Consider the following 16,752-nt stretch of genomic DNA (forward strand, 5'->3'; position numbering starts at 1 on the left):
GGGGTTTGTCAGCCCCTCAGGCACCTCTGATATTCCAACCAGGCGATGGCGTAGCGGAGCCAGCCCGCAATGTCGTACCACTTGGATGGTTTGGCCGGTGCCGTGCATTGCGGCGGATTCGGGACGCTCTCCGCCACCGTGACCAGGACCTTGACCGTGGTGCCGGTTTCGACGGCGGTGAGCACCAGCGTCGCGGTACCGGCTGCTGCTGTGGCGGGAACCGTGACGTTGACGTTCGCGGCACCGGAGGTCACCGGAACATCGCCCAACTCCACGGTGGTGCCTGCGGCGTCGACGAACGAGGCCTTGAGGGTCTTGTTCGCCGGGCTGCCGATGGACGTCAGGTCCAGCTTGGAAACGGCCAGGCTCAGGGCATCTCCGGCCGTGACGTCGCTGGCTGTTGTGTTGGCAACAGCTACGGAACGGCGCGCGAAGTCGGGCGATACCGGGTTGTGCGCCTGGAGGTACTTGATCCACGCATCCCGGTCCACCAGCCCGGTGTCCTTGGTGTTGCTGCCTTCCTGGAAGACGCGGAAGTTGTCACCGCCGGTGGCTAGGAAGCTGAAGGTACCGATCCTGTACTGCTTGGCCGGATCGATCGGCGTACCGTCCACCCAGATCCCGGTGACGCGCTCACCTGTCGGGCGGGCGGCGTCGTAGGTGTAGTTGACGTTCTTGGACAAGCCCAACTGCTGGTACGGGCGGCTCGGTACCGTTCCGTCGGGGTTGGTCTGCCACTGCTGTTCCAGGAGCGTCTTGAACTGCGCGCCAGTAAGGGACGTCGTCCAGAGATTGTTGACGAACGGCAGCACCGCGTTCGCCTCGGCATAGGTGATGGTTCCGTCCGGGGCGTAGTACAGCTCGTTGCGGAGCCCGCCGGGATTAACGACGCCGATCTCCGCTGCACCCAGTTCCGGCGCCTTGAGCGTGTCCACCAGTGAGTCCGCCACGAGGTTGCCCAACGTGGACTCGCTCGCGCGGTCGTCCCGCTTGGGGGCGCCGCCTTCGGGGTCCGGCGTGAACGCCGTGGTGATATCAGCGGTCACTACCCCTACCGGCTGGTTGCCGATCTCTTTGGCGTCAGCCAAGGCCTTGTCCACGATCGTTTTCACGGCTGCCACCCGGGGGTAGGCGGCAACGAGGCTTTCGGGAGTGTCGGTGGTGCGCTCCACGATCGATGCTTCGTAGGCGGTGACCGTCTTGGAAGCCACGTCCACGGTCAAGGTCACGGTTCCCACGTTCTCCCCGTAGTTGCCGGTCTGGATGATCGGCCGGGTCTTTCCGGTGGCTTGCCCGTCGGCGTCCCGCACCGGGGCGTCCCAGGCATATTCCTTGTGGGTGTGGCCGGTGAAGATTGCCGCGACGTCGGGCGTGGTTTGGTTCACGAGTTTCGCGAACGGTCCTCCGGCGGCAACTTCCTCCTCCAACGTGGCGCCGTCGGGCGTTCCGGACGCTGCGCCGTCGTGGTTTTCGACGATGATCAGGTCAGCGGCGCCCTCAGCCTTGATCTTCGCCGCAACCCGGTTGATGGCATCCACCGGATCACCGAACTCCAGGTCGGCGATGCCCGCCGGAGTCACCAGGGAAGGAACCTCCGGGGTGACGGTGCCGATCACTGCCACGCGCAGGCCGTTGAGTTCCAGCACCTTGTACTCGGGCAGGACGGGAGTGGTGGTGCCCTTTTGGTAGACGTTCGCGCCAAGGTAGGCGAACTTAGCGTTGGTGCCACCTGCGGCGACGCGGTCGCGCAGGTCCTCCCAGCCGCCGTCGAACTCATGGTTGCCAACCGCGGAGGCTTGCAGCTCGAGGGCGTTCAGGACGTCGATGGTGGGCTGGTCTTTCGCCACGGAGGAGGCAAAGAGTGATGCTCCGATGTTGTCCCCGGCCGAGATGAACGCCGTGGCGCCCGGTGCCGCGGCAGCACGCAACTTCTCCACCGTTCCGGCGAACAGTACGGTGTTGGAATCGATCCTGCCGTGGAAGTCGTTGATCCCCAGGAACTGAAGGCCTACGGTCTGCGGCGCACTTGGTGCCAGGTCAAGGCCGACCACCACGGGATCGTGGTCGCTGGCCCGGAACTCGTCCGACGCATAGTAGTTGGTCACATTGTTGTTATACCGGCTGTATTCCAGTGCCACGGACTCCACGGAGTTGATGTTCCAAATGTCGCTTCCCGTGACTGTCGGGAGGGCGGCGGGAGAAGCCAGAACGTGGTCCAGCGAGCCGACCATTCCGCCATACAAGTAGGAATGCTTGCCCGTCCCTGCTTCCAGGTTGGTGTAGCCCGCGCCGGTGAGCACGTTGAGGGGGTCCTCCTTGGCGTAGGCATTGAAATCGCCCATCAGGAACACCTTGTCCGTGCCCATGGAAACCTGCTGGTCCTTGGCGAAAGCGAGCAGTGACTCGGCCTGGCGTGTCCGGGCAAGGTTCGATGCACCCTGGCCTTTGTCCGTGTCCTCCGGCGTAGCGGCGGATCCCTTGGACTTGAAGTGGTTGACGATTGCGATGAACTTGGTGTCATCTGCTGCGCCCGCGGGCTTGAAGGCCTGGGCCAAAGGCTTGCGGGCACTGGCAAAGGCATCGGTGTCGTTGTGGATCACTGAGCCACCCACCGGTTCGGCCGTGGCTTTCTTGTAAATGAAGGCCGTCCGGATCATGTCCTCATCGCTCAGCGGAGGAGCATTCGCCGGCGTGCGGACGTAGTCCCACACCCCGGGGGTCTTCGCGTTCAGGGCGTCCACCAGTGTTGCCAAAGCGGCATCGCGGTCCTTGCCGAACTGGGCCGAATTCTCGATCTCTTCCAGGGAGACAACGTCGGCCCCGGACTTGGTGATGGCGGCGACGATCTTGGCCTGCTGGCGTTGGAAGTTCTCCGCGTTGGCGGCGCCGCGGGCGTTGCAACCTTCCTTGACGGTGATGGGGTTGCCATCACGGTCGGTGTAGTACACGCAGCCGCTGAGTTGATCGCCCGTGGTGGGGAAGTAGTTCAGGACGTTGAAGGAGGCCAGCTTGAGGTTGCCGCCCACGTCGGCAGGGCCTTCAGGGCGTGCAACAGCGAAGGACGCGGGCTGCACCCGGTCCGCAGTGGCCGCAGTCAGGGGCGCGAGGGGCTGGAACTTCCAGGAGTTGTTTCCGTAGCCCAGGATCACGTCGGTCGTGAACGTGGCAGGCGAACCCACCCGTACGGGGTTTTCCGGAGTGAGGTAGGGCAGCTGTTGGGCTTTGGTGGCGGCGTCCTTAAGGAAGTTGGTGGACGCGCCGTCGTCGAGCTTGATGCCGCGCGCCGCGTTGTCAGCCACAACCGCCGAATACTCTGCCGAACCGTACGGGGCTACCGCCGTCGGCTGCACCAGGGGTGATGTGCCGGCCGCGAGGCCGATTTCGCCGTACTGGTTCAGAGCGTAGTTGTCCGTCACCACAAAGTCGCCTTGGGGTGCGATCAGCATGCCTTCGAGGCGCTCGCGTGCGGCGTCGTTGGCCGGGAGGGAAAGCGGTGTGGCCTTCACTTCCGGGGCGGGATCGGTCAGTTTCGTGACACCCGCCGCTTGAACCGTGATCTGCGTCTGGTTCGCGAATTCGCTCACGACGCCGGTCAGTTCCAGGTAGTCGCCCGGCTGAACGGAACCCGCCGTCGTGGGGGAGTAGACGAATAAAGCGTCCGACGCCGTCCTGGCCGCCCCGCTGCTGTCGCCTCCCGTCCCCGGGCTTTGGACGTAGTAGCCGTTCAGGCCGCCGGTGGCGTAGGCCGCGGTCACCTTGCCGCGGGTGGTCACGGTGCTGCCGACGAGTGGGCTGGCGGGGCCGGTGCCTTGGATCTCGGCGATGGTCTTGGTGCCGGACTCCGGCTGCAGCAAATACGCCTCCTTGACGACTACCGGCGAACCAGGAGCCGCGGGGTCATCTGCTGCGAGGGCCGGCACAGCCGTCAGTGGGGCCGCTGCCAACCCCGCTGACAGGACAGTGCCCGCCAGGAATTTCCAGTGCTTACGTCGCATCCGCTCTTACTTTCGTGAGGGAGCCCAGCCGGGCTCGCTGAGGGCGTCCACGTTCCATGGCGCGGACGATGAACCGGAAGTTGCTCCGGGTAAAGCTGCCTCGGGTCTAGCTCAGCGCGAACGGATGAATGGGGCATTGCCTGCCGGTAAGCGGAAGGTTGCCCGATAGAACACTATGTGCGGCCCCTGACACTTTCAATGGCTATCCGGGGGCAGGTTCTCAGATAATCGGACGGCAGCGGCGGCGACGAGGGCTGGAAAGCAGAAAGTGCCCCGGGTTCTGGAACCCGGGGCACTTGTTACGCGGAAGGTAAGGGATTTGAACCCTTGGTACGGGGTTACCGCACACTGGTTTTCAAGACCAGCTCCTTAGGCCGCTCGGACAACCTTCCCTGCCTAGTAGTGTTTCATAGGGAGTTGGCTGTACCAAAACATCACGTACTTTCAGGCCCCGGAGCCGGTTAGTGCAGCAAGAAAACGGGAGTTCGTCATGAAAGCCGTCTTTATTTCCGAACCAGGCGGACCCGAAGTCCTCGAAGTAAGGGAAGTACCGGCACCGGTGCCCGGCGAGGGCGAGGTGCTGATCGACGTCGTAGCCGCAGGCCTCAACCGCGCCGACGTCCAACAGCGCCGGGGCTTTTACCCGCCGCCACCGGGGGCCTCGGAGATTCCCGGCCTTGAAGTGTCGGGCCGTATCGCGGGGTTCGGGCCTGGTGTCACCAAGGCCTTTACTTTGGGGGACAAGGTAGTCGCGCTGCTCTCCGGCGGCGGCTACGCCCAGCAGGTGGCGGTACCGGCCGAACAAGTGCTGCGTCTACCCGAGGGCGTGGACCTGGTGACGGCGGCGGGTCTTCCGGAAGTGGCGGCCACTGTTTACTCGAACCTCGTCATGACGGCACAGCTCCAGCAAGGCGAGACGGTCCTCATCCACGGCGCGACGGGCGGCATCGGCACCATGGCCATCCAACTGGCCAAAGCCTACGGCGCCAAGGTGGCCACCACTGCCGGCACTGATGAGAAAGTGGGCACCGCCAAAGCGTTCCTGGGTGCCGACATCGCCATCAACTACGCCGAAGAGGACTTCGTCGAAAGCCTCAAGGCACAAAACGGCGGCAAAGGCGCCGACGTGATCCTCGACGTCGTGGGCGCCAAGTACCTCCAGCAGAACATCGATGCACTGGCCGATTACGGCCGGCTGGTGATCATCGGGCTCCAGGGCGGCACCAAGGCCGAGATCAACCTGGGACAGCTCCTGAGCAAGAGGGCTGCCGTCATCGCTACGGCGCTGCGCCCCCGGCCGGTGGCGGAGAAGGGCATCATCATGTCCGCCGTTCGGGAGGTGGTGTGGCCCATGCTCGCCGACGGGCGAATCAAACCACTCGTGGCCAAGTCGTTCCCGCTGGAACAGGTGGGGGAGGCGCACAAGTACTTCGACTCCGGCGACCACGTAGGAAAAGTCCTGCTGCTGCTCTGACCCGACCACTACAGCGAGGAGCCCCATGTCCATCCGGCACAGCCTCCTGGCCTTGCTCCAGGGCCAGCCCAGGTACGGCTACGAGCTGCGCTCGGAATTCGAAGAACGCACCGGCGCCGCGTGGCCGTTGAACATCGGGCAGGTGTACACAACCCTGGACCGCCTTGAGCGGGACGGGCTGGTCAGCAAAGACGGCGACGACGGCGGGGGACACGTCGTCTACAGCATCACTGACGCCGGGGTAGCCGAGGTGGATGCCTGGTTTGAGGATGCGGTTGAGCGCGGCAACCCGCCCCGCAACGAGATCGCCATCAAGCTGGCGCTCGCCGTCACCCTTCCCGACGTCGATCCTTCCGCGGTGATCCAATCCCAGCGCGAGGTTTCGCTGCGCGCCCTGCAGGACTACACCCAGGCCAGGAAGGCGGCCTCGGCGGGTCAGCGCCCGGCGGATACGGCCTGGCTCCTGGTCCTGGATTCCCTGATCTTCCAAGCGGAAGCCGAGGTCCGCTGGCTGGACCTGTGCGAAGCCCGGATGGTGCAGGCTCAAGGCCGCAACCACTCCAACTAACCGCCGTTCATCGCAGCATCACTACCGTTCACCGCACCCGGACGGGCCTGGGCGGTGGGTCGCCCTTCCCCGGGGAACCTCCTTGCTAGCGTGCGCTTGCCGTGTGTCCGCGCGCGGCATCATGACGCCAACGCAGGCAGCACAGCGCCGCGGCAGGTCTCAAGGAGGAGAAAATGGGCAAGTTACCTGAGCAAACCGGACTCGTGGAGGGATTGGACCCCACGCTGCCCGCGCCGGCAGTGGACGATTCAGTCCGCGAAGCCGAGGAACGGAAATGGACTCCCGCCAAGATCGGTCTCTGGGTAGCCATTGCGCTGCTGGGCGGCGTCGCCTGGGTGATGCTGGCCCTGGTCCGCGGCGAGACTGTCAACGCCATCTGGTTCGTTTTCGCAGCGGTTTGTACCTACCTGATCGGCTACAGGTTCTACTCCAAGGTCATTGAACGGTACCTGACCAAGCCGGATGACCGTCGTGCCACCCCGGCCGAATACAAAGCCGACGGCAAGGACTACGTCCGCACGGACCGGAACGTCCTGTTCGGGCACCACTTTGCCGCGATCGCCGGTGCCGGGCCGCTGGTGGGACCTGTCATCGCAGCCCAGATGGGGTACCTCCCCGGCACTATCTGGATCATCATCGGCGTCGTACTGGCCGGTGCCGTGCAGGACTATCTGGTGCTGTTCTTCTCCATGCGCCGCGGCGGCCGGTCCCTGGGCCAAATGGCGCGCGAGGAACTTGGCGTCATCGGCGGAACCGCCGCCCTGGTGGCCACCCTGCTGATCATGATCATCATCGTCGCCATCCTGGCGCTGGTTGTGGTCAACGCTTTGGGTGAGAGCCCGTGGGGTGTCTTCTCGGTGGGCATGACCATCCCGATCGCGCTCTTCATGGGCGTCTACCTTCGCTTCATCCGTCCCGGAAGGGTGATGGAGGTGTCCATCATCGGCTTCGTACTGCTCATGGCAGCCATCATCGGCGGCGGCGCCGTGGCCGGAACGGAATGGGGCGCAGCCTTCTTCCACCTGGACAAGGTGACCATCGCCTGGGGCATCATCATCTACGGCTTCATCGCCGCCATCCTGCCGGTGTGGCTGTTGCTGGCGCCCCGCGATTACCTGTCCACCTTCATGAAGATCGGTGTGATCGCCATGCTGGCCGTGGCCATCATCGTGGTCCGTCCGGAGATCAACGTCCCGGCCTTCAGCGAGTTCGCCAGCCGTGAGAACGGTCCGGTCTTCTCCGGTGCGCTGTTCCCGTTCCTCTTCGTGACCATTGCCTGCGGTGCCCTCTCCGGCTTCCACGCCCTCATCTCCTCCGGCACTACGCCGAAGCTCATTGAGAAGGAACGGCAGACCCGGTTCATCGGGTACGGCGGCATGCTCATGGAGTCCTTCGTCGCGATCATGGCCCTGGTGGCCGCAATCTCGATCGACCGGGGCATCTACTTCGCCATGAACGCACCCTTGGCGCTCACCGGCGGAACGGTTGAGTCCGCTGCGCAGTGGGTGAACAGCCTGGGCCTGGCGAATGTGAACATCACCCCCGACGTCCTGGCGCAGACCGCGAGCGACGTGGGGGAGGAGAGCATCATCTCCCGTTCCGGCGGTGCTCCCACCCTGGCCGTTGGCTTGGCGCACATCATGCAGCAGTTCATCGGCGGTCCGGGAATGATGGCGTTCTGGTACCACTTCGCAATCATGTTCGAGGCGCTCTTCATCCTGACGGCCGTCGATGCAGGCACCCGCGTAGCCCGCTTCATGCTGCAGGACTCGATCGGCAACTTTGTTCCCAAGTTCAAGGAAGCGTCATGGCGCCCGGGTGCCTGGATCTGCACAGCCATCATGGTGGCAGCGTGGGGCGCCGTCCTCCTGATGGGCGTCACGGATCCGCTCGGCGGCATCAACACCCTGTTCCCGCTGTTCGGCATTGCGAATCAGTTGCTGGCTGCCATTGCCTTGGCGGTCTGCATGGCCATCGCGGCGAAACGCGGAACGTTCAAGTTCCTGTGGATCGTGGCCGTCCCGTTGGCCTTTGCCGCCGTCGTGACCATTACGGCGAGCTTCCACAAGATCTTCTCGCCTGTTCCCGCCGTCGGCTATTTCGCGAACAACGCAGCCTTCAGCAAGGCTTTGGCGGACGGAAAGACGGAGTTCGGCACGGCCAAGACCGTAGCGGCCATGGAAGCCGTGGTCCGCAACACCATGATCCAGGGAGTGTTGTCGGTCATCTTCGTGACCCTCAGCATCATTGTGATCGTCGCAGCCATCATCGCGACGGTGCGGGCCCTGCGCGCCGGAGGCGGCGAGGACCATGAGGACCCTGCCCTCCCCTCCAAGGTGTTCGCCCCCGCCGGCCTGATCCCGACGGCAGCGGAGAAGGAGTTGCAGGCAACATGGAACGCACTGCCGCCGGAGAAGCGTTTGGAGAAGGCCGGGCATCACTGATGAATGCCGTCCTCAAGGGCCTCCGTGGCTTCGCCGGTTACCTCCGGGCGGTCATGGGCGCCGACGCGTACCAAAAGTACGTTGAGCACTTCGAAGCTGTAGGCCATTCCGGTCCCGTCATGACTGAACGCGAGTTCTGGCGGGACCGGATGGACCGGCAGGACACCAACCCCCAAGGCCGCTGCTGCTGAATCCCGGTGGCCATGGGAGTTTCGCTACAAACGAAGTCCAAAAAGGCCGACCGACCCCGGTTGGTCCGCTTGGGCGTGAGAGTATGAAACCCATGAGCGATCTGAACGACATTCAGCCCAAGGATGAGGCTTCGGACGACACCCCTGTTGAGGGCACTCCCGTGGAGGGCAACGCGCTGGACGGGGATGCCCCGGCCGCGGCCGACGGGAAACCGGGCGACGCCGGGGACGGTAAGCCGAAGGGCTCCAACCTGCAGGAGTTGGTGGATGAACCGGCCAAAGTGATGCGGATCGGAACCATGATCCGCCAGTTGCTGGAAGAAGTGAAGAGCGCTCCCTTGGACGAAGCTGCCCGGGGCCGCCTGGCCGAGATCCACGAACGCTCCATCAAGGAATTGGAAGATGGCCTGGCGCCCGAGCTGATTGAAGAGCTGGAACGCATCAGCCTGCCGTTCCCCGATGAAAAAGCACCCTCTGACGCCGAGCTTCGGATCGCCCAGGCCCAGCTCGTTGGCTGGCTTGAAGGTTTGTTCCACGGCATCCAAGCCGCCATCGCCGCCCAGCAGGCCGCGCGCGACCACGCAGCAGCCCAGCGGCAGCTGCGCCAGTTGCCCCCGGGTACGGTGATCGCGCCGGGGATCATTATTGGCGAGAACGGCCAACCGCAGAGGGCTGCTGCTCCAGGAGCCGCGGCGCCTGGGTCCCCGGGACGTCCCGAGGACCCCGACCACGGTCCGGGCCAGTACCTCTAAGCTCGTCCATGAGTTTCTTTGGGGTCGTCCGGCAAGGGCGGAAGGATGATCTTGAGCTTGGCAAGGGCCTGTGGCGCCGGGCCCATGACCGTTTTCAACGCGGGCTGGACCGGTACCATCAGGTCCTTGAGGGTGTCGAGGACGATCAGCTGTACGGCGAGCTGGTAGAGATCGCAAATTCCTTGGCCGCTTTGCTGCCCCGGGTTCGGGCGGTGTGCGTGGAAGCCCAGAAGCGCTCACCCAGCGACGGCTTGGATGTTCCCGGTGCTTTGGCAGGAGTGCACCGGGCGCTGTCCAAGGCAGGAAATGCCTTGGCCACCACCGCCGAGGCGGCAGCCATGCTTCGCCTCGCCGTGGGGCCGGTTCCTGTGGGCGCCCTGTCCGTGCACCGCCGCGCGGAGGCCGTCTTCGAGCAGGTCGCTGACGCTGAGCGGCTGATGAATGAGCAAGGCGAAAACCCCTAAAGCGTGCGGCGCATGCAACTACCCGCGTGCGCCCTTATTCCCTTGGTGCAATGAGTTAAGCGGATAGCTGATCTTCCTGTTTTCGGGCGCGCAGAGCGGCCTGAGGCTGGCAGGATGGCATCATGACTTCCTCACCAACACTGACTTTCAACGACGGCAACACCATCCCCCAGCTCGGCTACGGGGTGTGGCAGGTTGAAGACGATGTAGCCGAAAAGGTGGTCCGCCAGGCGTTCGAAGCCGGCTTCCGCCACATCGACACCGCCAAGATCTACGGCAACGAATCCGGTGTGGGCCGTGCCATTGCCTCCTCCGGCCTCTCCGCCGAGGAAATCTTCATCACCACCAAGCTGTGGAACGCTGACCAGGGCTACGAGTCCACGCTGGCGGCCTTCGAGGACTCCATGGACCGCCTGGGCCTGGAAACCCTGGACCTCTACCTCATCCACTGGATGCAGCCCAAGCAGGACAAGTACGTTGACACCTGGAAGGCCCTGATCGAGCTTCAGAAGCGCGGCCGGGTCAAGTCCATCGGCGTGTCCAACTTCAGCATCGAGGGCCTGCAGCGCCTCATCGACGAGACCGGAGTAGTACCGGCCATCCACCAGGTGGAGCTGCACCCGTTCTTCAACCAGTCCGAGCTGCGTGCCTTCGACGCCGCACAGGGCATCCTCACGCAGGCCTGGTCGCCGCTGGGCCAGGGCGGCGAGCTGCTCGAGAACGCGACTATCGCCGAGATCGCCGCCAAGCACCATGCCACCCCCGCACAGGTGGTTATTGCCTGGCACCTCGCGATCGGCAACGTGGTCATTCCCAAGTCCGTCACCGAATCCCGTATTCAGGAAAACTTCGCCGCGCTGTCCGTGAAGCTGGATGAAGCCGACGTCGAGGCCATCAACGGCCTGGACCGCGGCGCTGAAGGCCGCATCGGACCGGATCCCGCAGTTTCCGACTTCGCCTGATTCTTAAACAGGCGCCCCCACCCAACTGGGTAGCAGTTGTGCGCGTTTTGATCGCTCAAAACGCGCACTACTGCTACTTACACGGGTGGGGGCGTTCTGGTTAAGAACCGGAGTTAAGGTACGACGGCGGCGGACGGGTTCGCTGCCTCGCCTGCGGGCCTGGCCTGCTCGCCTGAGGCCGGGTGCGCGGCGACGGCCGCTGCATGCTCGGCCAGCACACCCGTTTGGTGCCTGATCTTCAGCCGGTAGAGCAGCGCGCCGCCAACAGTCACCGTGGCCACGAAGATCACGCCGCCCCACTGGAGGTACCACTCAAAAGGCGGAACGGAGTTGTAGATTTCCTGTCGGGGCCAGATGAGGTTCAGCGTCATGGCCCCACCCCACAGCACGGCCACAATGTTCACCGGAAGCCCCCACTTGCCCATGCAGAACCCGGGCTCGGATCCGTCGTTGGCAAGCGGCCACTTCTTCAGGAACCGCTTGCGCAGCAGGGGCACTGTCACCAGCAGGTAGGACATGTAGATCAACACGATGCTGATGCTGGAAAGAATGGTGAAGATCGCGGGCTGCATCACGTTGATGAGCAGTGGGATTACCGCTATAACCCCGATGACGATCGCAGCCACCGTGGGCGTCCTGCGGACCGGATCAACCTTGCTGAGCTGCCGGCTGAACGGCAGGTTGTTGTCCCTTGCCATGGCGAACATCATGCGGATCGCCGCCGCGTGAACGGCGAGCGTGCAGACCACGACAGCCACCACGATGCACACCAGGAAGGCTTTGCCGAAGGGTCCGCCGAGGACGCTCAGGACGATGTACTGCAGGCCGCCGTCAGCGTGTCCCACCTTGGGGTCGCTGAGGTCGGGAGCGGCCAGGATGCCGAACAACAGCATCAGTCCGCCCAGCAGGAACGACGCCGTGACGGCGCGAAGGATCGCCTTGGGTGCTGTCTTCTTGGGATCCTTCGTTTCCTCGCCCAGGGAGCTGGCCGTGTCAAAGCCGTACATCACGTACCCGGATGCCATGGCGCCGATCAGGAAGACGCCGAAGAAGCCAAGGTCGTGGCCTTCACCGAAGCCGGCAGTATCAAAGAAGACTTCCGGACCCCGGACAACGTGCCAGCCCAAGGCAAGGATGAGCAGCACCGCGGCGATCAGCTCCACGAAGACCCCGATGCTGTTGATGCGGGTCATGAGCTTCACGCCGAAGGCGTTGATCAGGGTGGAAAGGGTGATCATGATCGTCGCCAGAACCACACCGTTCATGGCGAAGTCGAAGGGACCACTGCCATCTCCGACGAACTGGAACCCGGACCACAGTTGCGGCAAGGTGATCTGCAGCGCCAGTGCTACAGAACCCAGGGCCATGATCGAGGACAGCAACAACAGCCAACCGGCCAACCAGGACATCGTCCCGGTCGACAACCGCTTGGCCCAGTTATAGACCGAACCGGCTACCGGGTAACGTCCGGCGAGCTCGGCGAAGCAAAGGGCCACCATGAGCTGGCCTACGAAGACTATGGGCCAGGACCAGGCGTAGGCCGGGCCGGCCATGGAAAAACCGAAATAGAAAAGCTGGAAAACACCGGTAAGGATGGAGATATAGCTGACGCCGGCAGCGAAGCTGGCGAACTTGCCAATGCTGCGGTCGAGGGTTTGCGTGTAGCCAAATTCGTCCATGCCGCTTGAATCATTACTCTTGCTGGGTTCCACTGTGGACTCCTCATCAGAAAAGCAAGATCGGATCGGCCGCCCTGGGGCGCGGCGGAATCGAAAATTTTTGCTGTGGATACTTATCCCCCCTAGGAGGCGCCCCCGTTGGGGGGCCCTTAGGCGTACGACGGCGTGAAGTCCTCCTCTGCGGTAACAGAGACGGCAAGGTTCGCTTCAGCCCGGGCAGCCTTGATCAGGTCCGCGCACCGCTCGCCGATCATCATGACGGTGATGTTGGGATTCACGGTCACATGCTCGGGCATGACCGACGCATCGGCGACCCGCAACCCGGTGACCCCCTTCACCCGCAACTCGGGATCCAAAGGTGACATGTCGTCGTCGTACGCGCCCATCCGCACGGTTCCCACCGGGTGGTACACCGTGTTGTGGGTCTTGCGGATGTACTCCCGCAGCTCCTCGTCCGTCTGGGCCTCAACGCCGGGCGACAGCTCGCGTCCCGTCCATTCAGCCATGGCAGGCTGCGCGGCAATCTCGCGGGCCTTCCGGATACCGGCCACCATGACGCGCATGTCATGTCCGTCCGGGTCCGTGAAGTAGCGGGGATCCACCATGGGCTTGTCCCGGAAGTCCCGGCTGCGGAGACGGACCGTGCCGCGGGAGCGGGCGTGCGTGACGTTGGGAGTGAGGCTGAAGCCGTTTTCCGTCGTGGGGTAGCCGTGGCGCAGGGTGTTCATGTCGAACGGAACCGAACCGTAGTGCATCATCAAGTCCGGCCGGTCCAGGCCATCCTCCGTGGGAGTGAAGATGCCGATCTCCCACCACTGCGTGGAAGTCTGCACCATCGGCTGCTTGGCCTCGTACTGCACCAGGCCCTCGGGATGGTCCTGCAGGTTCTCGCCCACCCCGGGGGAGTCCACCAAAGCCTCAATGCCGTGCTCGGCGAGGTGGGCCGCCGGGCCGATGCCGGAGAGCATCAACAGCTTGGGGGAATCGATGGCGCCTGTGGACAGGATGACCTCGTGGTTGACCGTCAGTCGGTGCGTGCGGCCGAAAGCCGAATCGACAACATCGACGCCGGTACAGCGCTTGCCTGCGTCGAACACCAGTTGGCGCGCCCTCAACCCTGTCAGCAGGGTGAAGTTGGGGCGTTCGATGATGGGGTGGATGTAGGACACCGAACTGGAGGACCGGGTACCGTCCGCGCGGCGGTTGATCTGGAAGAAGTTCGCTCCGTTGATCACCGTGGTGCCTGTGTTGAACTTGGTGCGGGGAATGCCGGCCTGCTCGCAAGCATCCAGCAGGGCAACGCCGGCAGGATCGGCAGGTGGGACGTTCATGAGGTGTACCGGGCCCGAATGACCATGATGCGGAGCCTCCGGGCCGGCGTCCTCGTTGGTCTCCAGCCGCTTGTACAGCGGCCAGGCAGCATCAGCGTTCCAGCCGCTGGCACCGTACTTGGACTCCCACTCGTCCAGGTCTTCCCGGGGTGCCCAGAAAGCGATGCAGGAGTTATGGCTTGAGCAGCCACCCATCACCTTGGCACGTGCATGGCGCATGAAGGAGTTTCCGTTTTCCTGCGGCTCGATCGGGTAGTCCCAGTCGTAGCCGGATTCCAGCAACTCCATCCAGCGGTCCAGCTGCAGGACCTCAGGAATGTTGCGGTCGTCCGGGCCGGCTTCCACCAGCGCGACAGTGACATCAGGGTCCTCGCTCAACCTGGCGGCCACTGCGGCTCCCGCAGATCCGCCGCCGATGACGACGTAGTCGAACGTGCGCTCGCCGAGGGCGTCGATGGTGTCGAAGTGCATCTAGTTCTCCTTGCTGTGGTCAGCGAACCAGCCGGTTACCTGCGGCCTGGTGTTCTGGTAGATGTGCTTGGCTTCCTGGTACTCGGCCAGTCCCGTGGGGCCGAGCTCCCGGCCCACTCCCGACTGTCCGAAGCCGCCCCACTCCGCCTGCGGGAGGTAGGGGTGGTAGTCGTTGATCCAGATGGTGCCGTGCCGGAGCCTGCCCGCCACCCGTTGCGCCTTCCCGGCGTCCTGCGTCCACACTGCTCCGGCCAGCCCGTAGATCGTGTCGTTGGCGGTTGCCACGGCTTCGTCTTCGGTGCGGAAAGTTTCCACGGTCACTACCGGGCCGAATGCCTCATCGGTCACCACCGACATTCCCCGCGTGACGCGGTCCAGGACGGTCGGCCGGTAGTAGAAACCGGCGTCGTACTTATCGCCTTCCGGCGCCCCGCCGCCGGTCCGCAACCGGGCACCCTCGGCGATGCCGCGTTGGACGTACTCGTGGACCTTGTCGCGGTGGTCGGCAGAGATCAGCGGGCCGGTTTCCGCGTCCTCGTCGAAGGGGCCGCCCAAGCGGATGGCTTCTGCGCGGCGGGCCAGTTCGTCGACGAAGCGTTCGGCGATGGATTCCTCCACCAGCAGCCGTGCGCCTGCCGAGCAAACCTGCCCGGAGTGCAGGAACGCGCCGTTGAGCGCATTGTCGACGGCGGCGTCGAAGTCCGCGTCGGCGAAGACCACGTTGGGGTTCTTGCCACCCAGTTCCAGCGCCACCTTCTTGACGGTTGCGGCAGCGGCCGCGGCGATGCTCTTGCCGGTCTCCAGGCCGCCGGTGAAGGAAACGAGGTCGACGTCGGGGTGTTCCGTCAGCGGTGCGCCCACCTTCCGGCCGGGACCGGTGACAAGGTTCGCGACGCCGTCGGGCAGTCCCAGGTCCTTCATGAGCTGCATGCACAGGATGCTGGTGGAAGGGGTCAACTCTGCTGGTTTGAGGACGAACGTGCAGCCTGCGGCCAGTGCCGGTGCAATCTTCCACGCCGCTTGGAGAAGGGGGTAGTTCCACGGGGTGATGAGGCCGCAGACGCCGACGGGCTCGTAGACGATCCGGCTGACGACGTCGGGGTTCCCGGCGTCCACCACCCGGCCCGGCTGCTGGCCCGCGAGCTTGCCGAAGTATTCGAAGCACGCAGCGATGTCATCGATGTCGATGCGGCTCTCGATGATGCGTTTTCCGGTGTCCAAGGATTCGGCCCGTGCGAATTTTTCGCGGTGTTCGCGCAGTCCGGCTGCGACTTTGAGCAGGAAGGAGCCGCGCTCGGGGGCGGGGACGGAAGACCAGACGCCTGAGTCGAAGGCTGCCCGGGCTGCGGCGATCGCGCGTTCGGCGTCTTCCTTGCCACCTTCGGAAACGGTGGCGACAACTTCACCGTCAGCCGGGTTTCGGATCTCCCGGGCGGCACCGGAAGCAGCTGCCTCCCATGAACCGTTGATGAAGAGCGTGGATGCTGTTGTTGACATTGTTCTCCCTATGAATCGGGCAAAGTGCTGGGCTTGGAGAGCGGGGTCCGCCAGGATTCGGGCACGGCGCGGCCGGGCCTTGTATGGCTTTGGCATGTTGCCTGTGGTGTTGCAGTTACGAGCCGTTGATCCGGCACGAAGGTCTGTATGTGGCGTGCCTGGCTGCGATGCAGCGGTGGCCTGTGGTGCTAGGAGCCTGGACTGAGTGTGTCGTAGGTCATAGAAAGACAGTAGAACACTTTGAACGATCGTTCAAGACTTTGCGGCATCAGATATATCAAGCCGTGAGTTTGTGACTTTTAGCAGGCGATCCGGCGTCGGCGTCAGCTCGCTTCAGGCGCCGGGGCGAAAGCGATCTCTTCCGTGCGGGCGATGCTGCGCTCGATGGCGGCCGCGTCGATGCCGAGGAGGGAGGTCAGCCACATGCCGTTCTGGATGACGACGACGTCGGCGGCCCGGTCGCGGCATTCACCCCAGGAAAGCCCGGGCTTGGCATTGGAGATCAGGGACGCCAAACCGTCCAAGTAGCGGTCAAACGCGGCAGCGTTGATCTCGGCGTAGCCCTCATCGGCTTGCGCGAGGGCCCACAAATGCAGGCGCAGGGACAAATAACGGGTAGTCAACAGGTCGGCGCCGGCCACCCGGCGGAGGGCGCGGCGGAGGTGCTCCACGGGGTCAGCGGCTGGGTCTGGTGCCACGAGGAGGAGGTCGTGTTCATCAACGTGCTGCAAGGCCGCCCGGATCAGGCTGGTTTTGTCGTCGTAGTAATAGTTCACCAGGCCAAGGGCCACTCCGGCCTCGCGGGCCACAGCACGCATGCTGACCCCGGAAATACCGTGCCGGGAGAGCAACTCCAAGGCCGCTTCGAGGATGCGGGACTGTTTGTCGAGCTGCTCGCCGGATTTCAAGGTATCTGTCCCCATA

At 64.1% G+C, this 16,752-nt stretch carries 12 protein-coding genes and 1 tRNA gene; 7 read left to right on the forward strand and 6 right to left on the reverse strand.

Annotation, left to right across the window (positions count from 1 at the left end):
• Positions 1-8: 8 nt before the first annotated feature.
• Together QN084_RS15315 and QN084_RS15320 are read right to left on the reverse strand one after the other, a co-directional pair.
• Positions 9-3,995, reverse strand: a complete 3,987-nt coding sequence (locus QN084_RS15315) for an ExeM/NucH family extracellular endonuclease (protein WP_259362837.1) — start codon at positions 3,993-3,995, stop codon at positions 9-11.
• Between the two features lie 304 nt (positions 3,996-4,299).
• A tRNA-Ser gene (locus QN084_RS15320) sits at positions 4,300-4,387 on the reverse strand.
• A 98-nt stretch (positions 4,388-4,485) separates the two neighbouring features.
• Between QN084_RS15320 and QN084_RS15325 the strand changes: the two genes are divergently transcribed.
• From QN084_RS15325 to QN084_RS15355, 7 genes are all read left to right on the forward strand, one after another.
• Positions 4,486-5,469: an NAD(P)H-quinone oxidoreductase gene (locus QN084_RS15325; protein WP_021474668.1), complete on the forward strand. Its 984-nt coding sequence runs from the start codon at positions 4,486-4,488 to the stop codon at positions 5,467-5,469.
• Positions 5,470-5,494: 25 nt separating this feature from the next.
• Positions 5,495-6,037, forward strand: coding sequence for a PadR family transcriptional regulator (locus QN084_RS15330; protein ID WP_021474667.1), 543 nt, complete (start codon positions 5,495-5,497; stop codon positions 6,035-6,037).
• Positions 6,038-6,210: 173 nt separating this feature from the next.
• The gene (locus QN084_RS15335; protein ID WP_062095260.1) at positions 6,211-8,481 is read left to right on the forward strand and encodes a carbon starvation CstA family protein; all 2,271 of its coding nucleotides are present in this window, start codon (positions 6,211-6,213) and stop codon (positions 8,479-8,481) included.
• On the forward strand, positions 8,481-8,672 hold the full coding sequence (locus tag QN084_RS15340; protein ID WP_021474246.1) for a YbdD/YjiX family protein: 192 nt from the start codon (positions 8,481-8,483) through the stop codon (positions 8,670-8,672). The genes QN084_RS15335 and QN084_RS15340 overlap by 1 nt, the downstream gene beginning before the upstream one ends.
• Before the next feature lie 92 nt (positions 8,673-8,764).
• On the forward strand, positions 8,765-9,424 hold the full coding sequence (locus QN084_RS15345; protein ID WP_021474247.1) for a bacterial proteasome activator family protein: 660 nt from the start codon (positions 8,765-8,767) through the stop codon (positions 9,422-9,424).
• An 8-nt stretch (positions 9,425-9,432) separates the two neighbouring features.
• Positions 9,433-9,888, forward strand: a complete 456-nt coding sequence (locus tag QN084_RS15350) for a hypothetical protein (RefSeq protein WP_069694687.1) — start codon at positions 9,433-9,435, stop codon at positions 9,886-9,888.
• A gap of 122 nt (positions 9,889-10,010) precedes the next feature.
• Complete coding sequence (locus tag QN084_RS15355; protein ID WP_021474249.1) at positions 10,011-10,850, forward strand: aldo/keto reductase; 840 nt, start codon at positions 10,011-10,013, stop codon at positions 10,848-10,850.
• Positions 10,851-10,963: 113 nt separating this feature from the next.
• Here the strand turns inward: QN084_RS15355 and QN084_RS15360 are convergent, their stop codons facing one another.
• The 4 genes from QN084_RS15360 to QN084_RS15375 form a co-directional block, all read right to left on the reverse strand.
• Positions 10,964-12,529, reverse strand: coding sequence for an APC family permease (locus tag QN084_RS15360; protein WP_069694688.1), 1,566 nt, complete (start codon positions 12,527-12,529; stop codon positions 10,964-10,966).
• A 149-nt stretch (positions 12,530-12,678) separates the two neighbouring features.
• Positions 12,679-14,331 carry a GMC family oxidoreductase gene (locus QN084_RS15365; RefSeq protein WP_021474251.1) on the reverse strand — a complete coding sequence of 551 codons (1,653 nt, stop codon included), beginning with the start codon at positions 14,329-14,331 and terminating at the stop codon, positions 12,679-12,681.
• Positions 14,332-15,828 carry an aldehyde dehydrogenase family protein gene (locus QN084_RS15370; protein ID WP_069694689.1) on the reverse strand — a complete coding sequence of 499 codons (1,497 nt, stop codon included), beginning with the start codon at positions 15,826-15,828 and terminating at the stop codon, positions 14,332-14,334.
• A gap of 323 nt (positions 15,829-16,151) precedes the next feature.
• Entirely contained in the window at positions 16,152-16,751 is a 600-nt protein-coding gene (locus QN084_RS15375) for a TetR/AcrR family transcriptional regulator (RefSeq protein ID WP_062095270.1), read from the reverse strand.
• Between the last annotated feature and the right edge of the window lies 1 nt (position 16,752).

Origin of the sequence: Paenarthrobacter sp. R1 (assembly GCF_030264015.1) — a bacterium.
In the GTDB taxonomy this organism is placed as follows: Bacteria; Actinomycetota; Actinomycetes; order Actinomycetales; family Micrococcaceae; genus Arthrobacter; species Arthrobacter ureafaciens.

What these genes read in the sequence shown, in the direction of transcription:
- QN084_RS15315 (WP_259362837.1), bottom strand. Translation starts at nt 3,995, where the DNA reads ATGCGACGTAAGCACTGGAAATTCCTGGCGGGCACTGTCCTGTCAGCG.
- QN084_RS15325 (WP_021474668.1), top strand. Translation starts at nt 4,486, where the DNA reads ATGAAAGCCGTCTTTATTTCCGAACCAGGCGGACCCGAAGTCCTCGAA.
- QN084_RS15330 (WP_021474667.1), top strand. Translation starts at nt 5,495, where the DNA reads ATGTCCATCCGGCACAGCCTCCTGGCCTTGCTCCAGGGCCAGCCCAGG.
- QN084_RS15335 (WP_062095260.1), top strand. Translation starts at nt 6,211, where the DNA reads ATGGGCAAGTTACCTGAGCAAACCGGACTCGTGGAGGGATTGGACCCC.
- QN084_RS15340 (WP_021474246.1), top strand. Translation starts at nt 8,481, where the DNA reads ATGAATGCCGTCCTCAAGGGCCTCCGTGGCTTCGCCGGTTACCTCCGG.
- QN084_RS15345 (WP_021474247.1), top strand. Translation starts at nt 8,765, where the DNA reads ATGAGCGATCTGAACGACATTCAGCCCAAGGATGAGGCTTCGGACGAC.
- QN084_RS15350 (WP_069694687.1), top strand. Translation starts at nt 9,433, where the DNA reads ATGAGTTTCTTTGGGGTCGTCCGGCAAGGGCGGAAGGATGATCTTGAG.
- QN084_RS15355 (WP_021474249.1), top strand. Translation starts at nt 10,011, where the DNA reads ATGACTTCCTCACCAACACTGACTTTCAACGACGGCAACACCATCCCC.
- QN084_RS15360 (WP_069694688.1), bottom strand. Translation starts at nt 12,529, where the DNA reads ATGGACGAATTTGGCTACACGCAAACCCTCGACCGCAGCATTGGCAAG.
- QN084_RS15365 (WP_021474251.1), bottom strand. Translation starts at nt 14,331, where the DNA reads ATGCACTTCGACACCATCGACGCCCTCGGCGAGCGCACGTTCGACTAC.
- QN084_RS15370 (WP_069694689.1), bottom strand. Translation starts at nt 15,828, where the DNA reads ATGTCAACAACAGCATCCACGCTCTTCATCAACGGTTCATGGGAGGCA.
- QN084_RS15375 (WP_062095270.1), bottom strand. Translation starts at nt 16,751, where the DNA reads ATGGGGACAGATACCTTGAAATCCGGCGAGCAGCTCGACAAACAGTCC.